27 protein-coding genes are annotated in these 24,811 nt (G+C 66.9%); 13 read left to right on the forward strand and 14 right to left on the reverse strand.

Annotated elements, in window-relative coordinates; all coding sequences use genetic code 11:
• Positions 1-206: 206 nt before the first annotated feature.
• Complete coding sequence (locus tag AC1DOQ_RS03635) at positions 207-650, forward strand: hypothetical protein (protein ID WP_477360358.1); 444 nt, start codon at positions 207-209, stop codon at positions 648-650.
• A 15-nt stretch (positions 651-665) separates the two neighbouring features.
• Here the strand turns inward: AC1DOQ_RS03635 and AC1DOQ_RS03640 are convergent, their stop codons facing one another.
• Positions 666-1,304: a beta/gamma crystallin-related protein gene (locus AC1DOQ_RS03640; RefSeq protein WP_477360360.1), complete on the reverse strand. Its 639-nt coding sequence runs from the start codon at positions 1,302-1,304 to the stop codon at positions 666-668.
• Positions 1,305-1,400: 96 nt separating this feature from the next.
• Entirely contained in the window at positions 1,401-1,760 is a 360-nt protein-coding gene (locus AC1DOQ_RS03645; protein ID WP_477360362.1) for a MerR family transcriptional regulator, read from the reverse strand.
• Positions 1,761-1,836: 76 nt separating this feature from the next.
• On the opposite strand from AC1DOQ_RS03645, the gene AC1DOQ_RS03650 reads away from it, so the two are divergent.
• Positions 1,837-2,304, forward strand: coding sequence for a hypothetical protein (locus AC1DOQ_RS03650; protein WP_477360364.1), 468 nt, complete (start codon positions 1,837-1,839; stop codon positions 2,302-2,304).
• On the opposite strand, the gene AC1DOQ_RS03655 is transcribed toward AC1DOQ_RS03650, so the two are convergent.
• A complete protein-coding gene (locus AC1DOQ_RS03655; RefSeq protein ID WP_477360366.1) occupies positions 2,232-3,122 on the reverse strand; it encodes a LysR family transcriptional regulator ArgP in 891 nt (296 codons plus the stop codon). The genes AC1DOQ_RS03650 and AC1DOQ_RS03655 overlap by 73 nt on opposite strands.
• A 138-nt stretch (positions 3,123-3,260) precedes the next feature.
• Between AC1DOQ_RS03655 and AC1DOQ_RS03660 the strand changes: the two genes are divergently transcribed.
• On the forward strand, positions 3,261-3,842 hold the full coding sequence (locus tag AC1DOQ_RS03660) for a LysE/ArgO family amino acid transporter (protein WP_477360368.1): 582 nt from the start codon (positions 3,261-3,263) through the stop codon (positions 3,840-3,842).
• Position 3,843: 1 nt separating this feature from the next.
• Here AC1DOQ_RS03660 and AC1DOQ_RS03665 read toward each other — a convergent pair whose 3' ends face one another.
• The 3 genes from AC1DOQ_RS03665 to AC1DOQ_RS03675 form a co-directional block, all read right to left on the reverse strand.
• On the reverse strand, positions 3,844-4,860 hold the full coding sequence (locus AC1DOQ_RS03665) for an XdhC family protein (RefSeq protein ID WP_477360370.1): 1,017 nt from the start codon (positions 4,858-4,860) through the stop codon (positions 3,844-3,846).
• A 67-nt stretch (positions 4,861-4,927) separates the two neighbouring features.
• Positions 4,928-5,569, reverse strand: coding sequence for a DsbA family oxidoreductase (locus AC1DOQ_RS03670; protein ID WP_477360372.1), 642 nt, complete (start codon positions 5,567-5,569; stop codon positions 4,928-4,930).
• Positions 5,570-5,626: 57 nt separating this feature from the next.
• Positions 5,627-6,052, reverse strand: a complete 426-nt coding sequence (locus AC1DOQ_RS03675) for a DUF7684 family protein (RefSeq protein WP_477360374.1) — start codon at positions 6,050-6,052, stop codon at positions 5,627-5,629.
• A 117-nt stretch (positions 6,053-6,169) separates the two neighbouring features.
• Between AC1DOQ_RS03675 and AC1DOQ_RS03680 the strand changes: the two genes are divergently transcribed.
• A complete protein-coding gene (locus AC1DOQ_RS03680; RefSeq protein ID WP_477360376.1) occupies positions 6,170-6,946 on the forward strand; it encodes a glutaminyl-peptide cyclotransferase in 777 nt (258 codons plus the stop codon).
• A 33-nt stretch (positions 6,947-6,979) separates the two neighbouring features.
• Here the strand turns inward: AC1DOQ_RS03680 and AC1DOQ_RS03685 are convergent, their stop codons facing one another.
• The 4 genes from AC1DOQ_RS03685 to AC1DOQ_RS03700 form a co-directional block, all read right to left on the reverse strand.
• Positions 6,980-7,996, reverse strand: coding sequence for a zinc-dependent alcohol dehydrogenase family protein (locus AC1DOQ_RS03685; RefSeq protein WP_477360429.1), 1,017 nt, complete (start codon positions 7,994-7,996; stop codon positions 6,980-6,982).
• A 304-nt stretch (positions 7,997-8,300) separates the two neighbouring features.
• Positions 8,301-10,061: a DUF885 domain-containing protein gene (locus AC1DOQ_RS03690; RefSeq protein WP_477360378.1), complete on the reverse strand. Its 1,761-nt coding sequence runs from the start codon at positions 10,059-10,061 to the stop codon at positions 8,301-8,303.
• Positions 10,062-10,091: 30 nt separating this feature from the next.
• Complete coding sequence (locus tag AC1DOQ_RS03695; protein WP_477360431.1) at positions 10,092-10,559, reverse strand: DUF2269 family protein; 468 nt, start codon at positions 10,557-10,559, stop codon at positions 10,092-10,094.
• Complete coding sequence (locus AC1DOQ_RS03700) at positions 10,559-11,863, reverse strand: SDR family oxidoreductase (protein WP_477360380.1); 1,305 nt, start codon at positions 11,861-11,863, stop codon at positions 10,559-10,561. Before AC1DOQ_RS03700 ends, AC1DOQ_RS03695 begins: the two co-directional genes overlap by 1 nt.
• Positions 11,864-11,907: 44 nt before the next feature.
• Between AC1DOQ_RS03700 and AC1DOQ_RS03705 the strand changes: the two genes are divergently transcribed.
• Positions 11,908-12,375 carry a hypothetical protein gene (locus AC1DOQ_RS03705; protein ID WP_477360382.1) on the forward strand — a complete coding sequence of 156 codons (468 nt, stop codon included), beginning with the start codon at positions 11,908-11,910 and terminating at the stop codon, positions 12,373-12,375.
• 100 nt (positions 12,376-12,475) lie between these two features.
• Here AC1DOQ_RS03705 and AC1DOQ_RS03710 read toward each other — a convergent pair whose 3' ends face one another.
• Positions 12,476-14,986, reverse strand: coding sequence for a TonB-dependent receptor plug domain-containing protein (locus AC1DOQ_RS03710; RefSeq protein ID WP_477360384.1), 2,511 nt, complete (start codon positions 14,984-14,986; stop codon positions 12,476-12,478).
• 208 nt (positions 14,987-15,194) lie between these two features.
• Positions 15,195-16,127 (reverse strand): DUF808 domain-containing protein, encoded by a 933-nt coding sequence (locus tag AC1DOQ_RS03715; protein ID WP_477360386.1) that lies wholly within the window; start codon positions 16,125-16,127, stop codon positions 15,195-15,197.
• A 196-nt stretch (positions 16,128-16,323) separates the two neighbouring features.
• On the opposite strand from AC1DOQ_RS03715, the gene AC1DOQ_RS03720 reads away from it, so the two are divergent.
• The 8 genes from AC1DOQ_RS03720 (at position 16,324) to AC1DOQ_RS03755 (ending at position 24,307) form a co-directional block, all read left to right on the forward strand.
• Positions 16,324-16,551 carry a BrnA antitoxin family protein gene (locus tag AC1DOQ_RS03720; protein WP_441935172.1) on the forward strand — a complete coding sequence of 76 codons (228 nt, stop codon included), beginning with the start codon at positions 16,324-16,326 and terminating at the stop codon, positions 16,549-16,551.
• A gap of 121 nt (positions 16,552-16,672) precedes the next feature.
• Positions 16,673-16,957: an HU family DNA-binding protein gene (locus AC1DOQ_RS03725; protein WP_322402589.1), complete on the forward strand. Its 285-nt coding sequence runs from the start codon at positions 16,673-16,675 to the stop codon at positions 16,955-16,957.
• Between the two features lie 107 nt (positions 16,958-17,064).
• A complete protein-coding gene (locus AC1DOQ_RS03730) occupies positions 17,065-17,700 on the forward strand; it encodes a LysE family transporter (protein ID WP_477360388.1) in 636 nt (211 codons plus the stop codon).
• A 125-nt stretch (positions 17,701-17,825) separates the two neighbouring features.
• Positions 17,826-19,994, forward strand: coding sequence for a DUF6600 domain-containing protein (locus tag AC1DOQ_RS03735; RefSeq protein ID WP_477360390.1), 2,169 nt, complete (start codon positions 17,826-17,828; stop codon positions 19,992-19,994).
• A 101-nt stretch (positions 19,995-20,095) separates the two neighbouring features.
• Positions 20,096-20,362, forward strand: coding sequence for a DUF493 family protein (locus tag AC1DOQ_RS03740; RefSeq protein WP_477360392.1), 267 nt, complete (start codon positions 20,096-20,098; stop codon positions 20,360-20,362).
• Positions 20,363-20,447: 85 nt separating this feature from the next.
• Positions 20,448-21,143: a lipoyl(octanoyl) transferase LipB gene (gene lipB, locus AC1DOQ_RS03745; RefSeq protein WP_477360394.1), complete on the forward strand. Its 696-nt coding sequence runs from the start codon at positions 20,448-20,450 to the stop codon at positions 21,141-21,143.
• Positions 21,144-21,150: 7 nt separating this feature from the next.
• On the forward strand, positions 21,151-22,143 hold the full coding sequence (gene lipA / locus AC1DOQ_RS03750) for a lipoyl synthase (RefSeq protein ID WP_477360396.1): 993 nt from the start codon (positions 21,151-21,153) through the stop codon (positions 22,141-22,143).
• 175 nt (positions 22,144-22,318) lie between these two features.
• Positions 22,319-24,307, forward strand: a complete 1,989-nt coding sequence (locus AC1DOQ_RS03755) for a helicase-related protein (RefSeq protein ID WP_477360398.1) — start codon at positions 22,319-22,321, stop codon at positions 24,305-24,307.
• A gap of 4 nt (positions 24,308-24,311) precedes the next feature.
• Here AC1DOQ_RS03755 and AC1DOQ_RS03760 read toward each other — a convergent pair whose 3' ends face one another.
• Together AC1DOQ_RS03760 and AC1DOQ_RS03765 are read right to left on the reverse strand one after the other, a co-directional pair.
• On the reverse strand, positions 24,312-24,575 hold the full coding sequence (locus AC1DOQ_RS03760) for a hypothetical protein (protein ID WP_477360400.1): 264 nt from the start codon (positions 24,573-24,575) through the stop codon (positions 24,312-24,314).
• Between the two features lie 13 nt (positions 24,576-24,588).
• The gene (locus AC1DOQ_RS03765) at positions 24,589-24,804 is read right to left on the reverse strand and encodes a hypothetical protein (protein WP_477360401.1); all 216 of its coding nucleotides are present in this window, start codon (positions 24,802-24,804) and stop codon (positions 24,589-24,591) included.
• Between the last annotated feature and the right edge of the window lie 7 nt (positions 24,805-24,811).

Consider the following 24,811-nt stretch of genomic DNA (forward strand, 5'->3'; position numbering starts at 1 on the left):
CTCCCGGGCGGCAACGGAAGCATTTGAAGCCGGATTTACTTGGACTCTATTGACTGCTCGCAAGACGCTTTGATTCAGGCCAGATCATCCATAGTTGCCCTATTGAAACCTTGTCATTTACGCTCTACACTGCTCCGATGCCCGCACCCAGCCGCCGGCCTGGAGCGCGTCGTCATCCACCATCCATTCATCAGGAGTGATCATCGATGGACACCACACTGCAGACCCGAAAACCGATCGATGCCCTCACGTCCGAGGATCTGGAAGCCTTCGCGATCTGGGAATTTGCCATCGATGAGGAGGCGGACGACGCGCAGGACGAGACCTGGATCCGGCCGCTCGATCGCGCCACGATTCCGCGCGACGCCTCTTCGCTATCGATCGCTGCCGATTTCGTGGCTGCCGACGGCACGTCTTACATCGGCATCGTCGCCCTGTCGACCGATGAGGAGATCGCCATCGATGGCGCCGGCCTGCTTGCCGACGGCACCTATGTGTATGCCGCACACGGCGAGAAAACGCCGCTCAGGTACAAGACCAGTGCCGCCAGCGAGCTCGGCAAGCCTCCCGGCGGCATCTATCCCTTGCGCTTCACGCTGCGCGCGTTACTGGAAGGCGAAGCCGCCCCCCGCAGCGGCATCTTCGCCTGAGCGGCGCCCAGAGGGTCAGCGCACGCGGCGCATCGACGAAATGCGGTTGTTCATCCCTTCCAGGAAGGGATAGCGGCCGGGGCCGTACACCACGCACTGGCCGCGGAAATCGCCGTGTTCGCAGAATTCCCAGCGGCCTTCGTAAATGATGATGGAGCCGGCGCGGTCGTTGAAGCCGACGTCGTTCAGCGAGCGGAAATCGCCGGACAGGCTGACGGCCGGGCCTTCGAAGCGCTGGCCGGAGAACAGCTGGACGGCGTCGCCGCCACGCGGGCCGCCGCGTTCGTCGCGGTCCCCGCGCCAGCCCGGTCCGCCGCGGCGGTCGTCACGGTCGTAGCCGCGGCCGCCGCGCGAGATTTCACGCAGCGAGGAGATGCTGTCGTTGAAACGCGGCAGTTCGCGATACTCGCCGGGGCCGAACTCGGCGCAGTAGCCGCCGAAATCCCTGTCTTCGCAGACTTGCCATACGCCCGAACGCACGATGATGCTGGAGGCGCGGTCGTTGAAGCCGATGTCGGCCAGGTTGTAGGCGTCGCGGTTGATGGTGACGCTGGGGCCGCGGAAGTTACTATCGGTGAACAGCGTGATCTCGCCGGCAAAGGCGGCGTGGGCAAAGGTCGCCAGCACGGCGGCGGCAGCTAACAGGCGTTTCATGTGATCTCCATCGATGCGTTCTGTGCGCCCATGCCGGCGCCTGCGTATTCAACGCGGCAGGAGGGTAGCACGAGGACATGGCTTTGTAACAAATTTCTACTGCCGCAGCGGGCAGGCGGCGCCCGGCTCGTCCAGTTCGCGCGCCAGCCCGGCGCGCAGCAGGTTCAGGCCGGCGATGCGGGCGTCGATATCGGCCAGCTTGCGGCGCAGGGCTTCTTTCAGTTCCTGTGCCGAGTCCTCGGGCGTCGCCAGCAGCGGCATGCCGGCTTCGATCTCGGTCAGGGTGAATCCGAGCTGCTGGGCGCTGCGCAGGTAGCACAGCCATTGCACGGCTTCGGGCGGGTAATCCCGGTAGCCGTTGTCGCGGCGCCGGGGCTGCAGCAGGCCGCGCTTTTCATAGAAGCGCAGGGTATCCCGGCTCAGGCCGGTGGCGGATGCCAGTTCTCCGATTTTCATGGGCGTTCACAGAAGGGCTTGACCCTGGAGTGTACTCCACGGTTGATGATCTCTGGAACCAACCCAAGGAGATATCATGAACCTGCACACCTACCTGAAGATCGTCCGCGCCAGCGCCTGGTACGATCTGCTGCTCACCGCCTGCTTCGCCACGCCCTGGACCTTCGCCCTGGCGCACGAGCACCTGTCTGCCGTCAACCAGTGGCTGGGCGGCGCCGCGCTGCCGGCCTTTTCTCCCTTCCACATCCTGTTGGCCTGCATGATGGGCAGCATTGTGCTGGTCTGGAGCGTGCTGCGCCTGCATGCGACGACGCCGCTGCTCGGGCGCTACGACGGCGTCGGCCGCTTCCTGTTTTCGATGTGGATGACCTGGGCGCTTGTGCAGACCGGCGCACCGCTGCTGTGGCTGTTCGTGGTGCCGGAATTTATCTGGGGCGTGGTGCAATGGACGCCCATCGACAAAGCGGCCGCTCAGGATGGCAACAGCACCGCGCGCGCCCCTTTGACCAGCGCCGCGCCCATGCGTTCCAGCCTCGGCGGCTGAATCCGCCAGGCATGCCAGTGCAGGGACACGTCCAGGTGCAGGTCGGGCGTCAGGTCGGCCAGCACCCCGGCCTTCAGCAGTTCCGCACACTGTTCCAGCGGCAGCAGGCCATAGCCCAGGCCGAGCCGGACCGCGTTGGCGAACGGGTCGCTGGCCGGCACGTAGTGGAAGGGATAGGCCCCTTCCGGCAGGCCGAAGTGCTGCAGCAGGAAGGCGGCCTGCAGCGAGTCCTTGCGGTCGAACACGACTACCGGCGCCTTCCTGGCCGCCTCGCGCGTAAAACCGTCGGGGAACCAGCGCCGCGCAAAGTCCTTCGATGCCACCAGGCGGTAGCGCATGGTGCCCAGCGGCGTCACCGTGCAGCCGCGCATCGGCTCGGGTTCGCCGGAGATGCAGGCCAGGGCGCGGCCCTGTTCCAGCAGCGTAAAGGTATGCCACTGGTCGTCCAGCACGAATTCGACCAGCAGCTGTTCCGCAGCCAGCACCGGTGCCAGCACCGGCAGCAGCCAGGTGGCGAGAGTGTCGTTGTTGACCGCCAGCGGCACCCGTACCGGCAGCTCGTCGTTCTCCACCTCGGCCAGGAACTCGGCTTCCAGCAGGGCGCGCCGGCGCAGGAACTGCAGCAGGCGCATGCCGGGCGCGGTCGGGCGGCAGGGACGGGTGCGGATCAGCAGCGGCGTCCCGAGGTCGTGCTCGAGCGCCGAGATGCGCTGCGACACCGCCGAGGGCGTGATGCTCAGCTGGTGGGCGGCCGCCTCCAGGCTGCCGCTGTCGACGGCGGCCAGGAAGGCTTCGCTGCGGCGTGGATCGATCTTCATGGATTAGCAAAATTTACGATAGCTTAGATTTCGTTAATGTAATTGAAGATTCACCGCGGGACGACGATCCTCTCGATATTTACGCACCGGGGATCGAACAATATGTTTTCGCAGCAGGTATTTCTACAGGGATTGGGCATGGGCGCGAGCCTGATCATGCCGATCGGCGCCCAGAACGCGCACGTGATCCGCACCGGCGTCAGCGGCCGGCACGTGGGGCTGACGGTGGCGGCCTGCGTGCTGGTCGACGTCACCCTGATCGGGCTCGGCATGGCAGGCCTCGGCAAGCTGGTGGAATCGTCGGACTGGCTGCTGGCGGGGGCGCGCTATGGCGGCGCCCTGTTCCTGCTGTGGTACGGCCTGCGCTGCTGGGCGAGCGCGTGGCGCGGCGCCGGTGCCGGACCGGCGGCTGCGGGACAGCAGGCGTCCACCGCCCGCCGCGCCCTGGTGACGGTGATGGCGATGTCGCTGCTGAATCCCCACGTCTACCTGGATACCGTGGTGTTGCTGGGCGCGGTCGGCGGCAGCCTGGCGGCCGGGCACCGCGGGGCCTTCGCGGCGGGGGCGATGACGGCTTCGCTGCTGTGGTTTTCCCTGCTCGGCCTGGGCGCGCGCCGCTGCGCCTTGGTGCTGGGACGGCCGGCGGTGTGGCGCGCCATCGAAGCCTTTACGGGGACGACCATGCTGGTGCTGGCCGTGCTGCTGCTGAGAGACGCCTGACTCAGGCGGCCAGCGGATCGGGCGGCAGCTTCCCTGCCAGTTGCTTGCCGCCTTCCACCGACATCTGGGCCGGCAGTGCGACCCCGTTCTTCACCGCGGTCAGCTCGGCCAGGATCGACACCGCGATCTCATAGGGCGTCTTGCTGCCGATGTACAGGCCGATCGGTCCGTGCAGTTTGGCGATCTGTTCTTCGCTCAGGTCGAATTCGCGCAGGCGTTCGCGGCGCCGCGCATTGTTCACGCGCGAGCCGATCGCGCCCACGTAGAAGGCGTCGGTCTTGAGCGCCTCCATCAGGGCCAGGTCGTCCAGCTTGGGGTCGTGGGTCAGCGCGATCACGGCGCTGCGGCTGTCCAGCTTCATCTCGAGCACGAGGTCGTCCGGCATCGCATGCACGACCTCCACGCCCGGCAGGCTCCAGCTGCCGCGGTATTCCTCGCGCGGGTCGCACACCGTCACCTGGTATTCGAGTCCGACCGCGATCTGGGCCAGGAACTGCGACAGCTGGCCGGCGCCGATGATCAGCATGCGCAGGCGCGGGCCGTGCACGCTCACCAGGCTGCCGTCCGCCATGCGCAGCTGGTCTTCGGGCGATGCCGCCGACAGCTCGACCGCACCGGATTCCAGCTGCAGGCTACGGCGGGTCAGCACGCGGCGCTGGGCCAGGGCCAGCAGTTCATCCATGCGGCTGTGCGGGCCGAGCGGCTCGACCACCAGCTGGATGGTGCCGCCGCAGGGCAGGCCGAAGCGGTGCGCTTCGTCGGCCGAAATGCCGTAGGTGACCACTTCCGGCGTCGTGCGCGTGATGCCGTGCTCGCGCACCGCCGCGATCAGGTCGTCCTCGATGCAGCCGCCGGAGACGGAACCGACCACCATGCCATCGGCGCGGATCGCCATGGTCGCGCCTTCCGGCCGCGGGCTCGAACCCCAGGTGCGCACCACGGTCACGTACTCGCAGGGGATGCCGTCACGGATCCATTGCGCGCAGGCGTGCAGCACTTCGAGGTCGATACTGTCCATTCGGTTTCCTTTTCCAGCGTGTTGAAGCGATTGCAGACCGCATGCTAACGCAAAGCGCGCATCGGCGTTACGGCTGCTGTCCCAGCACCTGCCGGACGGCCAGCTCGATGCTGTCGTAAGGGACGGCGCCGCGCAGCGCCAGGGCCTGCTCCCAGGGCGCGCCGGCGCGGCGCAGGAACAGGATCGGCACGCCGGACACGCCCAGCGCCTGGGCGCGCCGCTCGTCGTCCAGCACCGCGGCCGTATGCCGTCCTTCCTGCAGCGCCTGGCGCAGGGCGCCGGGGTCGAGACCGGATTCCCGGCCGATCGCGCACAGCACCTCGACGTCGCCGATGTCGCGCCCCTGTTCGAAGAAGGCGCGGAACAGCGCCTCGTGCATGGCGGCGAAGCGCCCGTGCGAATCGGCGAACGCGGCCGCCTCCAGCGCCAGCCGGCTGCGCGGCTGCACCGGCGGCAGCTTCAGGCGCATGCCGCGCTGTTCGGCCATCGGATAGACAGCGCGGTTCCAGGTGCTGTGCAGGTACTCGCCGTCGGGGTCGAGCGTGGGCTTGGGATCCGGACGCAGTTCGAAGGCGCGCCAGACCACCGTGATCCGGTCGCCGAACGCTTGCTGCAGGCGCTGCAGGGCAGGCAATTCCAGGTAGCAAAACGGGCAGACGTAGTCGCTCCAGACGTCGATGCGGATGGGGGTGCTGGTGTCGGTATCCATGGCCCATCCTACCGCGTCGGGCCGGCGGCGCGCGCACGCGTTCCGGCCAGGCGCCGTTCAGGCGTCCGCGTATTCGGCCTCGATCTCGTCCTTCCGGTTGCGCGCCGAGATATCGAGGATCACGGTGGCCTTGAAGCTGTGGCTGGGGTGGGCCGCGCGGTGCTTGGCGAACCAGAACACCTCTTCGCGGTCTTCGTCCTCGTGCCAGGTGGCGATCACCTTGTGCTCCTCGGGGACGTCCTCGTAGTCGAAGGCTTCCAGCGCCGCATCCTCGACCATGTCGTGCCAGGCTTCGCAATCCTTGCCCCAGGCCAGCAGGTAACGGCAGCCGGACGCCACCAGCCAGCGGCTGATCTCCGCCTGCCAGAGTTCCGTGACCTCTTCCTCGGCCAGCACGATGGCGAGGAAGGGAGACAGGTGGGCGAGCGCGGGTGCTTCGCTGCCGGGCGGCAGCTGCAGGTAAGTCAGGATTTTCTTTTGCATGATGGCGGGAGCTTAACATCGGCGGCCGCTCCGTGTGCGCGCCCGAGCGAGGTCAACCGCCTCGCCGGTGGCGCGTTGCTGGCATACTATGCCGTCACCGATCCAGGAGTCTCCACCTTGAAGAAATCCGCATCCTTCGCGCTTGCCGCCGCCCTGCTGGCGGGCGCGAACTTCGCCCAGGCCGCCATTCCCGTGTATGGCTTCGTGGTCAAGAACACCTACCCGCACGACCCGCAGGCGTTTACCCAGGGCCTGTTCATCAAGGATGGCCAGCTGTTCGAGAGCACCGGCCAGAAGGGCCAGTCCTCGCTGCGCCGGGTCGACCTCAAGACCGGCAAGGTGCTGCAGAAGAAGGAACTGGCCGACGAATACTTCGGCGAAGGCTCGACCCCGGTCGGCGACACCATCGTCAACCTGACCTGGCAGTCGAACGTCGGCTTCATCTTCGATGCCAAGACCCTCACCATGAAGGGCCGCTTCAACTACAAGGGCGAAGGCTGGGGCCTGGCCAGCGATGCGACGAACGTCTACATGAGCGACGGCAGCGCCGAGATCCGCATCCTCGACCCGAAGACGCTGGAAGAGCGGCGCCGCATCAGCGTGACGGCCGAGGGCAAGCCGATCACCCAGCTCAACGAACTCGAGATGGTGGACGGCGAACTGTTCGCCAACGTCTGGGGCACGGACGTGATCGCGCGCATCGACCCCGCCAGCGGCAAGGTGGTCGGCTGGATCGACCTCACCGGCCTGCTGCCGCCGGCCCAGCGCGGCACGGCCAATGTGGATGCGGTCCTGAACGGCATCGCCTACGACGGCAAGCATCACAAGCTGTACGTGACCGGCAAGCTGTGGCCGAAGCTGTTCGAGATCGAGCTGGTGCAGATCCGGCGCTGAGCCAGCTTCACGCGTGGGCGCGGGGCGCCCACCCTACCTTACGGCGATGACCACTTTTCCGAAGTGCGAGCCGGATTCCATGTGGCGGTAGGCCTCCCGCGCCTGGTCGAAGGTGAACACGCGGTCGACCACCGGCTGCAGGCCGCTGGTGTCGGCGAAGCGCATCACCTGTTCCAGCATGGCCCGGCTGCCGACGAAGATGCCGACCATGCGCTTGGCGCTGGCCAGCAGGGTGGCCGGATTGACTTCGCCGCCGAAGCCGCTGACGCCGCCGATGATGGCGACCGTGCCGCCCATCGCGCACGAGGATACCGAGCGGTTCACGGTGCCCTGCCCGCCCACTTCCAGCACCACGTGGGCGCCGGCGCCGTGGGTCAGGCGCAGCACCTCTTCCTGCCATTCCGGGAAGGTGCGGTAGTTGATCGTGTGATGCGCGCCCAGTTCGCGGGCGCGCTGCAGCTTCTCGTCGCTGGACGAGGTGATGATGGTGCGCAGGCCGGCCGCCCTGGCCAGCTGCAGGCCGAGCACCGAGACGCCGCCGGTCCCCAGCAGCAGCACGGTGTCGCCGGGACGGACCTCGTTGCTGGATACGAAGATCGCATTCCAGGCGGTCACGCCGGCGCAGGGCATGGTCGAGGCGTCGACGAAGCTCATCCCCGGCGGGATCTTCACCAGCGCGTCTTCGGGCAGCACCACTTCCTCGGCCAGCATGCCGTCGATGTCGCCGCCCAGCGCGTGGCGGATCTTGTCCGGCCCGGTCGGACCGTCCTGCCAGTAAGGGAAGAAGGAAGCGGCCACGCGGTCGCCGGCCTGCACCCGGCTCACGCCCGCCCCCACCGCCAGCACTTCGCCGGCGCCGTCCGAGCAGGGAATGATCGGATCGTCGACGGTGACCAGGTAGTTACCGCTCGCGACCATCAGGTCGCGGTAGTTCAGCGACACCGCATGCACGCGCACGCGCACTTCGCCCATGCCCAGTTCACGCTCGGGAAAATCCACGCACTGCAGCCCGTCGATGCCATCGCCGGGAAGAATCTGGTAAGCCCGCATCATTGCCCTCCGTCCATCGATGTTGCGGCTGCGGACGTCGGCGCCCGCACGGCCGGGACATCATTGTGGACTCAATGATCAGTTGGACGGCGCACGAAAAAAAGGCCCGTCCCGCGGCAGGACGAGCCCGTGTGTGAAGCGTGGGCGTGCTTACACGCGGCGTACCGGATTGCCGTGGTAGGTCTGCTTCATGAAACGCGACTGCACTTTTTTCAGCAGATAGCCGGCAAGGGCCATCATGATCATTTTGCGCATGATTATCTGGCCGCCGGCGCACCGCTCGCGTGGCGGCCTGGCTGGCCGATCAGTTGGCCGCCACCACCGCTTTCTGCGCCGGAATGAAATCGCGCAGCACCGCTTCGCGCATCAGCCTGGGCGGCAGGATGCCCTGGGCGATGATGAAGTCGTTGAAGGCTTTTAAATTGAAACGCTCGCCCAGCTCGATCTCGGCCAGGGTCTTCAGTGCGCGCAGTTTCACGTAGCCGTAGTAGTAGGCGGTGGCCTGGCCGGGGCTGCGGAAGGAATAGCGGTCCACTTCCGATTGCGCGAAGGGTTCCGACAGCACCACTTCCTTCATCAGGAAATCCTTGGCCTGTGCCGGCGTCATGCGGCCCAGGTTGATCTGCGGGTCGAGCATCGCGCGCGCCATGCGCAGCAGGCGCGCATGCAGCGACACCAGCTGGCCCTCCGGCGGCATATACGGCAGCACCAGCGCTTCCGAATACAGGCCCCAGCCTTCGACGTTGGTGCTGTTGAAGGCGAAGCGGGCACGCGCCACCGACATGCCCTGCTCCACCATCGACGCGAACTGCAGCTCGTGGCCGGGACGTGCCTCGTGCGCGGCCAGGGTCCAGGACATCGCGGCGAAGTCGAAGTCGTTCATCTTTTCCTTCGACTTCGCGTTCGGGTTCGACAGCGGAATCACGAACTCGCCGTATTCCCCGGTATTGCCGATCATGCGCGGCGGGTTCATGAAGGGCGCCGGCGTGCGCGCCGCCTCGGCCGGGGTCGCGGTGCGGATATTCGCGTCGCGCGTGGGCAGGGTCACCAGCCCGTGCTGGCGGATGATGCCCTCGATGTCCTTCAGGCGCTCGCGGTAGAAGGACAGCAGCTGGTCCGGCGGGATCGAGGTCTTCTTCAATTCGCGCATCACGTCGCGGTAGTCGCCGGACTTCAGGCCCCGCTGGGCGGCGATGGTGTTGGCCACCACCTGCATCTGGTCGCGCACTTCCTGGAAGTCGAAGCTGGCGCGCTCGATCATCTGCTCCGGCGCGATGTCGACGCCGACGTTGCGCAGGCGGTTCACATACACCGCTTCCGGCAGCCGCACGTCCTTGCGTGCGCGCGGCAGGATGCGGCTCTTCACGAAAGCGTCGTAGTCGTTCACCTGCTGGCGCAGCGCCGCGAAGTCGGCTTCCCAGCCGCTGAGCTTGGCCTTCCTGAAGAGGTCTTCGATGCCGTCCAGGTAGGTGGCGTTGTTGTTCAGCCCATCCTCGACCTCGCCGATATACGGCCCGATCAGCGACCTGTTCGCCAGCCGCTCCTCGGTGCGTGCGCGCACCAGGGTGGCGATCGGCGTGTAGCCGCTCTCCTTGCCGGCGTAGCGCTTCAGGCGCACCAGGGCCAGCTTCTGGCGCTCCGGCTTGTTGCGCGGGTCGAGCAGGGCGCGCAGGCCGCCGTACACCAGCTCACCGACATTGGTGTAGTCCAGCAGGTACTGGCGCTCCAGCTTCATCGAGGCGATCTGCTTTTCGCGCGAGTCGATCAGTATGTCGAGGTCCTGCCCCACCTTCGGATCCTTCTCGGCGGCGCGCTGGCGGCGCAGTTCGAGCAGGCGCTTTTCGGTGTCGGCCAGTTCGCGCTCGTAGTCGCGCGGCTTGTAGTCGGCAACCATGGTGTCGAAGCTTTCGTCGCCCAGCGAGGTCGAATCCTCGGGGTGGTATTTGCCGGTGTCCTCCAGGACCGGCTGGGTGTAGGCGTCGCTGCGCGCGACCCAGGCCGGAGGCGCAGCGAATGCGCTGCCGGATGCGAGAACCAGGGCAAGACCGAGACCAATGCGGGACATGACCATCCTTTGGAAAAGAGATCCCGCATTCTAGACCGGCTTGCTGACCATGAACCAGAAAATGAAGACGAAGGCGATGAAGGCCGGCACCCCCAGCGCGACCCAGGTCCTGAAGTACTTCCAGTACAGCGGCGGCAAGGTCGCGGCGCCGCTGCGCACGGCCTCCGCCGCGATATCGCGCAGGCGCATCTGCAGCCACACCACCGGCAGCCAGCAGGCGCCGGCCATCGCGTAGAGCGCGAGCGACCACATGATCCACTTGCTATGCAGCGGATAGCCGGCCAGGTGGATCATGGCGAAGCCGGTGGCCGGTTGCAGGATCGCGGTGGTGGCCGTGAACAGCCAGTCGGCGATCACCACGTACTTGCTGACCACGGCGATCGCGCGCACGTCGCGGCTGAGGTTCGCGAACAGCATGTACCAGGCCGAGCCGATGCCGGTGCCGAACAGGAAGGTCGACGACAGGATGTGCAGCCATTTGACGACGACGTAGTCCATCATGTTTCCTCATCTTCGAGCTGGTACAGCAGCCAGATCGCGGCCAGCATCGGCAGGTTTTTGGTGAGCGGCCCGTAGGGGTGGACCAGGAATTCGGGCAGCTTCCACGCGATCGCCACGGTATAGAAGCCGATCAGGCCTAATTGCGCCAGCCATAGCCAGCGCCGGCGTTTCAGGCCCAGGATGCCGAGGCCCAGCAACAGGTCGAAGGCCGAGGCACCGTACAGCATCAGCGGCCGCAATGCTTGCGGGATGCCGGTGCGGGCCAGCAGCTCATGGCTGTCCGCCACCGGATACACGAAGGCGGAGACGATGGCGGTGACGATCCACACCAGCGCGATGCTGATGCGCAGGATCGGCAGCAGCCAGTCCAGCTTTGCGCGCGCACGTTCGGCGCGCGGCTCCAGCACGAAGGAGGCGATCGGCCGCGCCGGCCGTCCCAGCAGGCGCAGCAGCGGTCCGGGGTCGCCGCTGTTGCCGCGGTCGAGCATGCGCAGCGCTTCCGGATCGAGCAGGCCGCCCGGCAGCCAGCGGCCAAAGCGGGCCAGCCCGCGCGCGATGCCGCCGGGCAGGCGCAGCACGCGCAGCCGTCCCATGCCCATCGAGGCGCGCAGGGCCGCCAGGTAGCCGGTGAAGGGCAGCGCCTCGGGGCCGACGAGCGGGATGCGCCGGGTGCCGCCCTCGTGATCCTGGTCCTGGTCGAGATACAGGCGCCGGCGCAGCAGGGCGACGATGGCGGCGGCCACGTCGTCGACGTGGACCGGCTGCACCAGCTGGGGCGCGTCGCCGAAACGGAGCGCGAAGGGCATCGAAGCCAGCGCCTTGAACACGCGCGCACTGGCGCCGTCGCTGCCGTAGACCAGCGAGGGCTGGACGATGGCGGCGCGCACCGGCAGCGAGGCCAGGTAGTCGTCGGCGGCCTTCTTCGACAGGTGATAGGCGGTATCGGCCTCCTGGTCGGCACCCAGCGCGGACAGCTGCACGACCATATGCACTTCATGCGATTCGGCGCAGGCGGCGAACAGCGCGCGCGGGGCCTGCACGTGCAGTCTGTCGAAGGTCTGGGCGCCGCTTTCGCGGAAGATGCCGACCGTGTTGATCACGGCCTCGATGCCCGACAGGCGCGCCAGCCAGGCGGATTTATCGGTATCTTTCGTGAAGTCGGCATGGATGAAGGACAGGCGCGGATCGTCGGTCTTTGTTACCCGGCGCACCGCGCAGACGACCTCATGGCCTTCCGCCAGCAGTGCCTGCAGCAGGTGTTGCCCGATGAATCCGCTTGCGCCGGTCAGCAGAATCCGCATTCACTTACCTTTCTTGTACTGAGCTTTCTTGCATCGAGGACGATATGGAACCATGGAAAACTGCATTCCAGCGCGGCCTGGTCGGCGGCGTCACTTCCAGCCTGCTGTCGACCGCGGCGCTGGCCGCGCTCGGCAAGCGCGAAGCCGGCAGCGCCTATGCGCCGACCAATGCCGTCAGCCACTGGATCTGGGGCGACAGCGCAGCCGATCACCACGAACTGTCGGCGCGCTACACCCTGCCCGGCTACCTGATCCATCACGGCAGCGCGACGTTCTGGTCGGTGATCTTCGAGCGCCTGTGCGGCGACGTGCTCGACCGCAACAAGCCCGCGCTCACGCTGGGCGTCGGCACCGCGGCCTCGGCCGTGGCCTGCTTCGTCGACTACCAGCTGACGCCGGACCGGCTCAAGCCCGGCTACGAAAAACACCTGTCGCCGCCGGCGCTGGCCGTGGTGTATGGCGCATTCGGTGTCGGGCTGGCGCTGGGGGCGATGCTGTGCCGCCGTGGGTGATCGCTTGAGGGGAGTGTAAGCGAGATGGGGAAAAGGCGGCGGCACACGTCATTCCCGCCTGCGCGGGAATGACGTTTACACGCCGGATGACGATGACACGTCAGAAGGTGTAGTTGGCCCGAGCGTAGACATACCGCCCGCCCGTGCCAAACGGCGTGTAGTTCGCAAACGGCGTGTTGCTCGTCGTGTTCAGCGACGGCGGCAGCGTTTCCGAGTACTGGTCGAACAGGTTGTCCGCGCCGAGGGCCAGGCTCAGCTTCGGCGTGACGGCATAGCGCGCCTCGAGGTCGACGATGGTATGCGGATGGATCAGGAAGTCGAAGGCCTGGGTGGTGCCCGGGGACAGCACTTCGCCGTAGCGGGTGGCGCGCGCGGTCACGCCCCACTGCGCCAGCTTCCAGTTCACGCTTGCCGTGATCTTGTTCTTCGGCTGGCCCTTCTCCAGGGTCAGCACGTTCAGGCGGTCGAACAGCACCGGCGCCGGGTTCAGGGCCGCCAGCTGGGCGGTGGTCGGCACCTTGGTGACGTCGGTCTTGTTGAAGTTGCCGGCCAGGGTGAAGTCGAAGCGGCCGCTGGCGCCCAGGTTCAGCGGGTAGTTGGCGACGATGTCGACGCCGGTGGTCTTGGTGTCGACGCCGTTGATGAAGAAGCGGCCGCCGCCCACGCCGGTAAAGCCGCGCGAGACGATGTAGTCGCGCACCGCCGCCGAGGTCAGGTTCTCCGACAGGATGATGCGGTCGCTCACGTTGATGCGGTAGGCGTCCACCGTCAGCGTGAGCGGATCCAGGCGCATCACCGCGCCCAGCGAGAAGTTGGTCGACTTCTCGGCCTTCAGCGGCTTGGCGCCGAGCGCCACCGCGACCGGATCGGTCGGCTTGAAGGTGGTGATCTCGAAAGGCACGCCGTTGATGAAGTTGGTCGAGGTCGAGGTGAAATTCTGCTGCTGCAGCGAGGGCGCGCGGAAGCCGTTCTGCACCGCGCCGCGCAGGGCGAAGGTCTTGTTGAAATCGTAGCGCGCCGACAGCTTGCCGGACAGGTTGTTTCCGAAGTCCGAGTAATGCTCGCCGCGCACCGCAACCGAGGCCAGCAGCTGGTCGGTGACGTTCGCTTCGAGGTCGACGAAGGCGCCGACCGCGTTGCGGCTGGCGTCGGTGGCGTTGGCCGGACGGAAGCCCGGGAACACCTGGGCGCCCGGCGCGGCCGGGGTGCCGTTGGCCAGCACCACGCCGCCGTAGCGGTAGGAATCCGGTTCGCCGGCGTTCAGCTGGTAGCCTTCGCGGCGCGCCTCGATGCCGACCGCCACGTTCAGCGGCGAGGCCAGGCCGCCGGCGTCCACCTTGCGCACCCCGGTCAGGTTCAGCACGGTCTGGTCGTAGCCGAAGCCGCCGGCGTCGAACACGGTCTTGCTGGTCGGGCCGATCGAGCGGTTCAGGGTGTTCTGGATCTCGTAGCTCAGCTTGTTCTTGCCGTAGACGATGGAGGCGTCCATGTCCCAGTCGCCGGCGGTCCAGGTCGTGCCGGCGGCGGCGCTGTAGTCGTCGACGGTCGGCGCGATGATCGGCAGGAAGCCGTCCGGATAGATCGACGGGATGTTGCGCGCATCCTGCGGCGTGCGGAAATAGCCGGCCGAGCGGGCGTCGCGTTTCTGGTAGCTGGCCCAGCCGTAGACCTTGACGTCGGCCGTGATGTTGTTGCCGGCATTGACGAACAGGGTCGACTGCTTGACCTCGGGCTCGCCGTACCAGGCGTCGAAGCGGTTGATGGTCAGTTCGCGCGGATCGTAGGCGGTGCCGACCTTCGGATACAGCTGGCGCATGTCGTAGCCGGCGCGTTCCGTGTGTTCCTGGTTCTTGTATTCGGCGGCCAGGGTGATGTAGCCGGTTTCGCCCCAGGGCAGGCCCTTCCAGGCGCTGACGGTGGCGGTCTGGCCGTCGGTGCGCTTGCGCGAGTTCGGCGCGGTCCAGGAGGCACCGGCCGGGGCCACGTCGTTCAGCAGGTCGTATTCGGTCTTGTGGACGCCGTACACGACCGTGCCTTCGCCGCCGCTGCGGTCGGTGCGCAGGCGGACGTTGACCACGCCCGAGATCGCATCGGAGCCGTACTGGGCGGCGGCGCCGTCGCGCAGCACCTCGATCGTCTTGACCATGCTCGAGGGGATCGTGTTCAGGTCGACCGAGGCCGAGCCGCGGCCGATGCTGCCGTTCAGGTTGACCAGCGAGGAGGCGTGGCGGCGCTTCGAGTTGACCAGCACCAGCGACTGGTCCGGCGCCATGCCGCGCAGGGTGGCCGGGCGGATGGTGTCGGTGCCGTCGGTCAGCGAGGGACGCGGGAAGTTCAGCGAAGGCAGGGCCGTCGACAGCGCCTGGTTCAGTTCGGTGGAGCCGGTGGTTTTAAGGGACTCGGCGGAGATGATGTCCACCGGCGAGGCGGTGTCGAGGGCGGTACGGTTGGCCACCCGGGTGCCGGTCACCACCACGGTGGCGGTGCCGCCGGATGTGGCGCTGGGGCTGGCGGCGTCCCCTGTTTCCTGGGCCTGCGCGGCGGCGCCGGCAAACAGCGAGGCAATCGATAAGGCGAGTACGGTCTTTTCCGGTGCAAATCGTTGTTTCATCTCTTGTTCCTTCTTGTTGGGATGCGCTTTTCAACAACGATACTGTCCGGCATGTTTACCGTTGTCAATTAACCCAAGTTGCGCAGATGTAATTACGCAACAGGGGGCGCATGTCAGGAAGGTGTAAGGGAGTGATTAGCCCGTCGTTTTCGCGCTAACTCGTCCCCGCGAAGGCGGGGACGACGTAACTATGTTCGCGGGAGATGGCTCAGTGCTTGCCGCGCAAGCGCTGGAAAATACTCACCCCCAGCAGCACCACGGCCCCGACGATCACCCCGGCCACGGCATCGATCAAGGTCGGCGCCACGGCCGCCAGCAGGCCGCCGATCGCCGGCACCCCGGCCACCGCATGCGCCGCGCCTTCGGCCAGGTGGTGCAGCGGTTCGAAGGCGTGGCCGATGATGCCGCCGCCGACCATGAACATGGCGACGGTGCCGATCACGGACAGCGCCTTCATCAGGCGCGGCGCCGCGGCCAGCAGCAGATTGCCGATGGCGCGCGCGGCGGCGCCGCTCTTGCGGCTCAGGTACAGGCCGAGGTCGTCGATCTTGACGATGCCGGCCACCACGCCATAGACCCCGATCGTCATCGCGATCGCCACCGCCACCAGGGCCGCGACCTGGGCGCCGAAGGAGGCGCCCTGCTCGTTGACCACGCCCAGCGCGATCACGATGATCTCCGCCGACAGGATGAAGTCGGTGCGCACCGCGCCCTTGATCTTCTCCTTTTCCACGTCGCGCATGTCGGCGTTGGCGGCCAGCGCCTGCGCCAGTTCTTCTTCGTGGGCGGCGTCCTCGGCTTCGCTGTGCAGGAATTTGTGGGCCAGTTTCTCGAAGCCTTCGAAGCAGAGATAGGCGCCGCCCACCATCAGCAGCGGCGTGATCGCCCACGGGATGAAGGCGGAAATCGCCAGCGCCGCCGGCACCAGGATCGCCTTGTTCTTCAGCGAGCCCACCCCCACCGCCCACACCACCGGCAGTTCGCGGTCGGCGCTGACGCCCGTGACCTGCTGGGCATTCAGCGCCAGGTCGTCGCCCAGCACGCCGGCGGTCTTCTTGGCCGCCACCTTGCTCATCAGGGCGACGTCGTCGAGGACGCTCGCAATGTCGTCGATTAATGCCAGCAAACTACCTGCAGCCATTGTCTTGCTCCCAATATCAATATGGCCACATCTTAACTGAGGCATCACAGCTTCTTCACACGGTTCAGGCGCGTTATTTGCGTTTCATCCCCGGAAATCTGCATCTCGTCGCTTTCCGGCGGAAGGGCCCCGGCGCCGTACGTATAGTGCCAACATTGGCTGCGGTACAGCAGCCTTGCCGACCGAAGGAGATGCCATGACCACGAACCTCGCGAATTTCGCCAAACTCGATCTGCCGGTCGCGCCGCGCCGCCGTGCCCGTCCGCCGAAGCGCAAGACCCGCATCACGATCTACCTCGACGACGAGGTGCTGGACGAGTTCCGCTCGCGCGCCGAGCGCACCGGCACCGGCTACCAGACCCTGATCAACGCCGCCCTGCGCACCCGACTGGCTGTGCAGGAGGCTCCCGCCGTGCCCGCCTGAACCTGCCGAAAACGCAGGAAGCCTGTGGCGACAGGGCGTACGGCTTACGTACGCCCTGTTAATAGATTACACAGGGCAATTAATTATGCTAATCTTCCGGCTCTTTCAACCCGGAGGATTTATGAAAAAAGGCGAACTGATCGCTGAATTTGCGAAGCGTACCGAAATGTCGGGTGCCGCTGCGAACGAAGCAGTGAACACCATCATCGACATCATCACCGAGCGCCTGAAAAAGGGCGACACGGTCGGTATCACCGGCTTCGGCACGTTCTCGGTCACCAAGCGCGCTGCCCGCAAAGGCCGCAACCCGGCAACCGGCGAAGTGATCAAGATCGCTGCGTCGAAGACCCCGCGTTTCGCTGCCGGTGCGACCCTGAAGGCCGCCGTCAACCCGAAGAAGAAGTAAGCTGTTCCCGTGGCATGGCCGCAGCCCGGCGCCATGCCGGCCGCTGCGCGCCACGCCCGTTTCCGCATTCCGCACCCCCGCCTCTCCCCACCCGCCCGAATTCCCCCATGCCTTTTTCCACCTGGATCGCGTTCGTCATCGCCGGCATCCTGATCGCCCTGTCGCCCGGCTCCGGCGCCGTGCTGTCGATGTCGCACGGCCTGGCCTATGGCCTCAAGAAAGCCAGCGCCACCGTGCTGGGCCTGCAGCTCGGCCTGATCCTGGTGCTGGTCATCGCCGGCGCCGGCGTCGGCTCGCTGGTGCTGGCCTCGGCATCCGCGTTCACCGCGGTCAAGATCGCCGGCGCCCTGTACCTGATCTGGATCGGCATCGGCCAGTGGCGCTCGAAAGCCCGGGCCACCGACGTCTCCGCCGCCGGGCTGGATGCCCATCCGCCGTTCGGCCGTCGCGTGCTGACCGGCTTCCTGACCAATGCCACCAACCCGAAAGGGATCATCTTCATGGTCGCGGTGCTGCCCCAGTTCATTTCGAAGGACGGGTCGATGCTGCTGCAGCTGGCGATCCTGGGCGTGACCATGGTCGCCATCGACACCACCGTGATGCACGGCTACGCCTTCCTGGCCTCGAGCATGCAGCGTTTCTTCCGCGACGAGCACGCGGTCAAGATGCAGAACCGGTTCTTCGGCGCCGTGCTGGTCGTCATGGGTTGCCTGCTGTTCCTGGTAAAACGCGCCCATGCATGATCTCCATGTCGAAATAACTATTTCGCAACGATTTGTAACGATGGTCGTCGTTCCGCGCCCGGATGCGTTATTACAGGGTAAACCCGGGGTATAACCGAATAACAGTTCACGCTGGAGACGTCGCGATGTCCAATCCGATCCTGAAGACGGCCGTGCTGCTGGCCTTCACCACCTTTTCCGCGCTGGCCGTGGCCGCGGACGATCCGCCGGCTCGCGTCGGCCGCGTTGCGCTGACCCAGGGTTCGGTCGGCATCGGCGGCGACGTCGGCGGCGAGATGACCCAGGCCCAGGTCAACTGGCCGGTCACCACGGGCAATATGATCACGACCGCGCCCGGCGCCCGCACCGAACTGCGGGTCGGCTCGACCTCGGTCCGCCTGGACGGCGATTCCTCGCTCGAAGTGATCGAACTGGATGACGACAGCATCCGCCTGCGCCTGCACTACGGCAGCGCCAGCGTGCGCATCCTGAACCCGGACGTGCTGCGCGGCTTCGAAGTGCTCACCCCGCAGGCGCGCGTGCGCATGCAGCAGCCGGGCCGGCTCCGCATCGACGCCGAGCGCGTGCGCGACACCAGCACGGTGAACGTGTTCGACGGCGTCGCCGTGGTCGAGTCCGCCGGCTCCCAGCTGGCGGTGCGGGCCGGCAAGCGCCTCGAGGTCACCGAGGACGACATGCGCACCGCCGGCGCCGTGCAGGACGCCTTCGACAGCTGGTCGTTCTCGCGCGACCGCATCGAGGACAACGCCACCTCGGCACGCTACGTGACGTCCGAGATGACCGGCTACGAAGACCTCGACCGCTACGGCAACTGGCGCAGCGACAGCGAATACGGCCCGCTGTGGATCCCGGCGGTCGCCGCCGACTGGGTGCCCTACCGCGACGGCAGCTGGACCTGGATCGATCCCTGGGGCTGGACCTGGGTCGACAATGCGCCCTGGGGCTATGCGCCCTTCCACTACGGCCGCTGGGTCTACGTGAACCGCCGCTGGGCCTGGGCACCGGGCGGCCGCGTCGAACGTCCGGTATGGGCGCCGGCCCTGGTCGGCTGGGTCGGCGGCGCCGACTGGAACATCACTTTCCGCGACCGCAGCCGCCGTCCGGGCTTCGGCTGGTATCCGCTGTCGCCGCACGACCGCTACGTGCCCTCCTACCACGTGTCCGAGGACCGCCTGCGCTGGCTGAACAATCACGTGCGGCCCGATCCGCGCCGCGGCCGCGACTACCGCCCGGAGGGCCTGACCGTGGTGCCGCGCGACCGCTTCGGCCCCGGCGGCCGGGTCAACGTGCCGAAGGCGCCGATCGCCACCGTGCCGCCGGCGCTGGTGCACAACGGCCAGAACCTGGGCATCCCGGCGGCCGGCGCGCCGCCCGCCCCGCCCAACCGGCCTCACCGCGGCGGCAATGTCGACCGCGACCACGATGGCCGTCCGGACCGCCTCGAAGCCAACCGCGGCGACCGCAACGGTGACGGGATCCCCGACCGCTTCCAGAACCGCGCCGACCGCAACGGCGACGGCCGCCCGGAGCGCATCGAGCCGAACCGCATCGAGCCGAACCGAGTCGAGCCGAACCGCCCGGACCGCGAGCGCGCCGATCGCAATGTGAACGGCCGCCCGGAGCGCATCGACACCGCCCGCATCGAGCGCGACGGCTTCGTGCGCCAGCGTCCGAACGTGCAGACGCAGCACGGCGCCGTGCAGCAGCAGGCGCCCGGCCTGGTGCCGCTGCCGGTGCCGGCCCAGCCGCAGCCGGTGGTCAGCCCGACGCCGCACATCTCGCCGGCGCCGCAGCCGCTGACGGCCAACAGTCCGCAGCTGCAGGGGGCGCAGCCGGCCGCGCCGGGCTGGCAGCGCCAGGAACGCCGCGACTGGGAAGAAGGCCGCCGCGATCGCCGTGAGGGCCGCGATGGCGACGAGCCGCGCCGCGAACGCCGCGATAACAGCGAGCCGCACGAGCGCCGCCCGGCACCCGCACCGGTATCGGCCGTGATGCCGGCCGCGCCGGTCCAGCAGGCCCCCGTGATGGCGCCGCCCCAGCCGGCGCCGCGGCCGGTCACGGAAGCGCGCGTCGAGCGTCCGCACCGTGAGGAGGAACGTGTCCGTGAAGCGCCGCAGCGTGCGGCGCCGCCGCCGCCGCCCGCACCGGCTCCTGCGCCGGCCGCCGCCCCGGCTCCGGTGGCGCGCCCTGCTCCGCCGCCGGTCCAGGCCAGCGCGCCGCCGCATGCGTCCAACCCGCGCGCCGAAGAGCGCAAGCGCGGCGGCGAAGAACGCGAGCGCCATTCGGACCGCTGATCCGCGTAATCCCCACCGGGAACGCGCCACCGCCGTTCCCGGAGCGCCTTCCGGCGCATGTCGGGGACTTTGGCTACAATGCAGGTTTTACAGGAGTGCCCATGGACCCGAAAGAATCCCTCATCGAATACCCCAGCGATTTCCCGATCAAGGTGATGGGCGCGACGCATGAGGCCTTCGCCCCCACCATCCTCGAGCTGATCGTCCTGCACGACCCGACTTTCCATGAAGGCAAGATGGAAGTGCGTCCGTCGTCGAAAGGCGCGTATACCGGCCTGACCGTGACCGTGCGCGCCACCAGCCGCGAGATGCTGGACAAGCTGTACACCGAGCTGTCCGCGCATCCGATGGTCAAAGTCGTGCTTTAAGCAACAGGAACAGGGGGCTTGCCGGCACGGGACATGAGGCTGGCTTATAATGTCGAGGCATTCCATTCCTGTCCCCACAGTTTCCATGCCAGCGAACCGCCCTGCCCTCCGTGAGCTCGGCCGCGCAGATTACGACACCGTCTTCGCCGCCATGCGTGCCTTCACGGACGCGCGCACGCCCGATACCCCCGACGAGCTCTGGATCGTCGAGCACCCGCCGGTGTACACCCTCGGCCTGGGCGCCGATCCCGGCCATATCCTGAGCGCGCACGGGATCCCCGTGGTGCAGACCGACCGCGGCGGCGAGGTGACCTACCATGGTCCCGGCCAGGTCGTGATCTACCTGCTGATGGACCTGCGCCGCAACAAGCCGGGCGGCAAGCTGTACGCGCGCCAGTTCGTCAACAAGATCGAGCAGGCGGTCATCGATGTGCTGGCGGCGTATAATCTGGCGGGCGAACGGGTCGAAGGGGCCCCCGGCATCTACATGGCCGATGGACCGAGCAAGGGCGCCAAGATCGCCGCCCTCGGCCTGAAAGTGCGCGGCAACGGCTGCACCTACCACGGCGTGTCGCTGAACGTGGCGATGGACCTGGCGCCCTTCACCTGGATCAACCCTTGCGGCTATTCCGGACTGGCCACGGTGGACATGCGCAGCATGGGCGTGGAAGCGCCGCTCCACGACGTGCAGCAAGCCCTGGCGCAGGCCCTGGTCCGGCACCTGTCCGCGGACGACATTCCGGCCGCAACGAACAAACCAACCGAAACCCTCCCTGGGTAAAGAGCACATGACTTCCGAAATCGAAACCGGCACCGCCGCAGCAGCTGCCTACAACGCCAGCGAAAAGCAAAAAGGCGCGAGCAAGACGTCGCGCATCCCGATCAAGATCGTACCGATCGAGCAGCACGAGCGCCTGAAGAAGCCGGACTGGATCCGCGTGAAGGCCGCCACCGCCTCCTCGCGCTTCTACGAGATCAAGGACATCCTGCGCGCCAACAACCTGGTGACGGTGTGCGAGGAAGCCAGCTGCCCGAACATCGGCGAATGCTTCGGCAAGGGCACCGCCACCTTCATGATCATGGGCGACAAGTGCACCCGCCGATGCCCCTTCTGCGACGTCGGCCACGGCCGTCCGGACCCGCTGGACGTCAACGAGCCGGGCAACCTGGCCAAGACCATCGCCGACCTGCGCCTGTCCTACGTGGTGATCACCTCGGTCGACCGCGACGACCTGCGTGACGGCGGCGCCGGCCACTTCGTCGAGTGCATCCAGAAGACCCGCGCCCTGTCGCCGAACACCAAGATCGAAGTGCTGGTGCCGGACTTCCGCGGCCGCCTGGAAAAGGCGCTGGACATCTTTGCCGACGGCCTGCCGGACGTCATGAACCACAACCTGGAAACCGTGCCGCGCCTGTACAAGGAAGCGCGCCCGGGCGCCGACTACCAGCACTCGCTGGTGCTGCTGCGCGACTTCAAGAAGAAGTACCCGAACGCCGTCACCAAGTCCGGCCTGATGGTCGGCCTGGGCGAGACCGACGAGGAAATCCTCGAAGTCATGCGCGACATGCGCGCCCACGACATCGACATGCTGACCATCGGCCAGTACCTGGCGCCGTCGAACTCGCACCTGCCGGTGCGCCGCTACGTGCACCCGGACACTTTTAAAATGTTCGAAGAGAAGGCCTACGAGATGGGCTTCGTGCACGCGGCCGTGGGCGCGATGGTGCGTTCGTCCTACCATGCGGACCAGCAGGCGCATGAGGCGGGCGTGGCTGCGTAACAAGCCGCTTTTTCTCTGATCGACATGCGTGGGCGGAGGCCGCCCACCCTACGGGATTCAAACCGGCAGGGTGGGCGGCCCCCGCCCACGCTTTTTCATTCCGTGCCTTGCCGAACGTGGCCCGCGTGCCAACCGCGCTATATTGGACTCAACCCAAGCCTGTGCATAAAAAAACATGAGCCAACACCCTTCCCGTCACCCCGCCAACGACAACGCCGACGATACCGAGTACGACGACAACTTCCTCGAACACGACCTGAAGCTGGCCCAGCGCGGCGTCGAGCTGGTCAGGATGGAAGGGCGCGTCTTCCTGCGCCTCAACGGCGCGGTGCGCGTGGACGGCCTGCACGTCGACTACCGCCTGGTGCCGGCGCGTGGCGTGCTGGCCAAGCCGAGCAAGTGGCGCAAGATGGACCTCGGCGCGCGCCGCGCACTCATCGAAGAACGCGCGACCCGCGACACCATCGACGACCTGAACCAGGAAGTCGAGGAATTCGTGCGCGACATCGCCGACCGGTGCGAGGAAGCGGGCTTCGATCCGATGCTGTTCCTGCACGTGCTGGAAGAACTGGAGACCTCCGAGCCGGCCGAGTACGTGTTCGAGCGCATCCGCCAGCGCCTCGAACACGCCGTCGAGCGCGACCAGGAAGAGCGCCACGCCGCGCGCACCAAGGAAAGCATCAACCTGGCCGAGTACCCGCAATCCTTCGAAGTCGCCAGCAAGATGGCGCGCCGCTTCATCGCCCTGCTGGGGCCGACCAATTCCGGTAAGACCCACCGCGCGATGGAACACCTGGCCCAGGCGGAAAGCGGCGTCTACCTCGCCCCGCTGCGCCTGCTGGCGCTGGAAAACTACGAGCGCCTGCAGAGCGTCATACGTGAAGACGGCGAGCCGCTGGCCGTCAGCCTGGTCACGGGCGAGGAGCGGCGCCTGGCCGAGAACGCGACCCACGTCGCCAGCACCGTCGAGATGCTGGATACGAAGACGAGGGTCGAGGTGGCGGTGATCGACGAGATCCAGATGCTTGCCGACCGCGACCGTGGCGCCGCCTGGACCGCGGCCGTGTGCGGGGCGCCGGCGTCGGTCGTCTACCTGGTCGGGGCGCCGGAAGCGCGGCGCGCGATCGAGGCCCTGGCCGACAGGCTGGAGTGCCCGCTCGAAGTGCACGTGCTCAAGCGCAAGGCGCCGCTGTCGATGGAACCGGTCGCGGTGCGCAGGCTGAAGAACCTGCGGCGCGGCGACGCCGTCATCGCCTTCTCGCGCCGCAATGTCCTGATGTGGCGGGACATGATCACGGAGATGGGCCTGTCGGTGGCGACCGTCTACGGCAACCTGTCGCCGGAAGTGCGGCGTGCCCAGGCCGAGCGTTTCCGCGAAGGCCAGGCCGACATCGTGGTCGGCACCGATGCCATTGCCATGGGCTTGAACATGCCGATCCAGCGCATCGTGATGACGACGGCCGTCAAGTACAACGGTGTCGAAGAGGAAGAGATCTCGGCCGCGCTGGCCAAGCAGATCGCCGGACGGGCAGGGCGCTACGGCGTGCATGAAGAAGGTTTCGTGGCCGGCTACGACGACGAGACGCACGACATCATGCGCTCACTAATGAAGGAAAAGATCCCGCCAGTAAGAGCCAGCGGCTTCGCGGTGGCACCGTCAATCGAGCAATTGCACAGGATATCGTCGGTAACCGGCGAGACCTCGCTGGTGAAACTGCTGAAGCGCTTCGTGCACAACATCGATGTCCCGGACGGCTTTTTTTACCCGCGCATCACCGAGGAGCAGAACGAGCGCGCCGAATGGCTGGATACCCTCGACCTGAGCGTGGCCGAAAAGTTCACGATGTCCCTGGTGCCGATCTCGACCCGCGTCCCGACCCTGGAAAGCGCCTGGAGCCACTGGGCGCAGTCGCTGGCGAAGCGCAAGATCTGCAAGCTGCAGCCTCACCCGCAGGAACTGTTCTGGCAGAACCTGCAGGAAGTCGAGGACACCTGCCGCATGTACTCGGCCTATGCCTGGCTGGGTTATCGGATGCCGGAATTCTTCCCCAGCATCGAGCTGGCCCAGCAACTGGCGCGCGAAGCTTCCGAGCGCGTCGATTCCCTGCTGCAGCAACAGAATGCGGCGGCGCGCAAGCGGCAATCGAAGCGGGAGCGCTGGTAGGCGCTTAATAAGTCCGCCGGGCGGAAAGGCCCTTGGCGTCCAGCTTCTGCACGCCCGGAATGCCCTGCAACTTGTCGAGCAGCGTATGAAAATCGCTTTCCGACATGCGCGAAAACGAGATCAGCACATCGTCCATGTTCGGGGCTTCCTTCTGCTGCTGGACGATGAAGGTGTTGATGCGGCTGGGTGGCGGACACAGCGGCAAGATAGAGCCCGCCGCCACCGTCCACAGGCCGTGACGCGCAATCAGTTCGAGGGTAGGGAGCAATGCCGGTCCTCCGTCAGGCCGGTTTCCCCTGCGGCAAGATCTTGTCGACCGCCGCCAGCCATTCCTCCCACAGTGCTGGATCCCGGGTCTGGCCGTCGGCGTCGAGCTTGTATTCGCTGACCAGGTCGGCCAGGTCGCTGGATTCGGTCAGCTCGACCTCGCGTTCGAGGAAGGCCAGCATGGCCCGGTAGGCTTGCTCGACCGTCATCGTCGTATTCGCTGCGCTCATGCTTCCT

Source organism: Massilia sp. 01N417 (genome assembly GCF_056399645.1).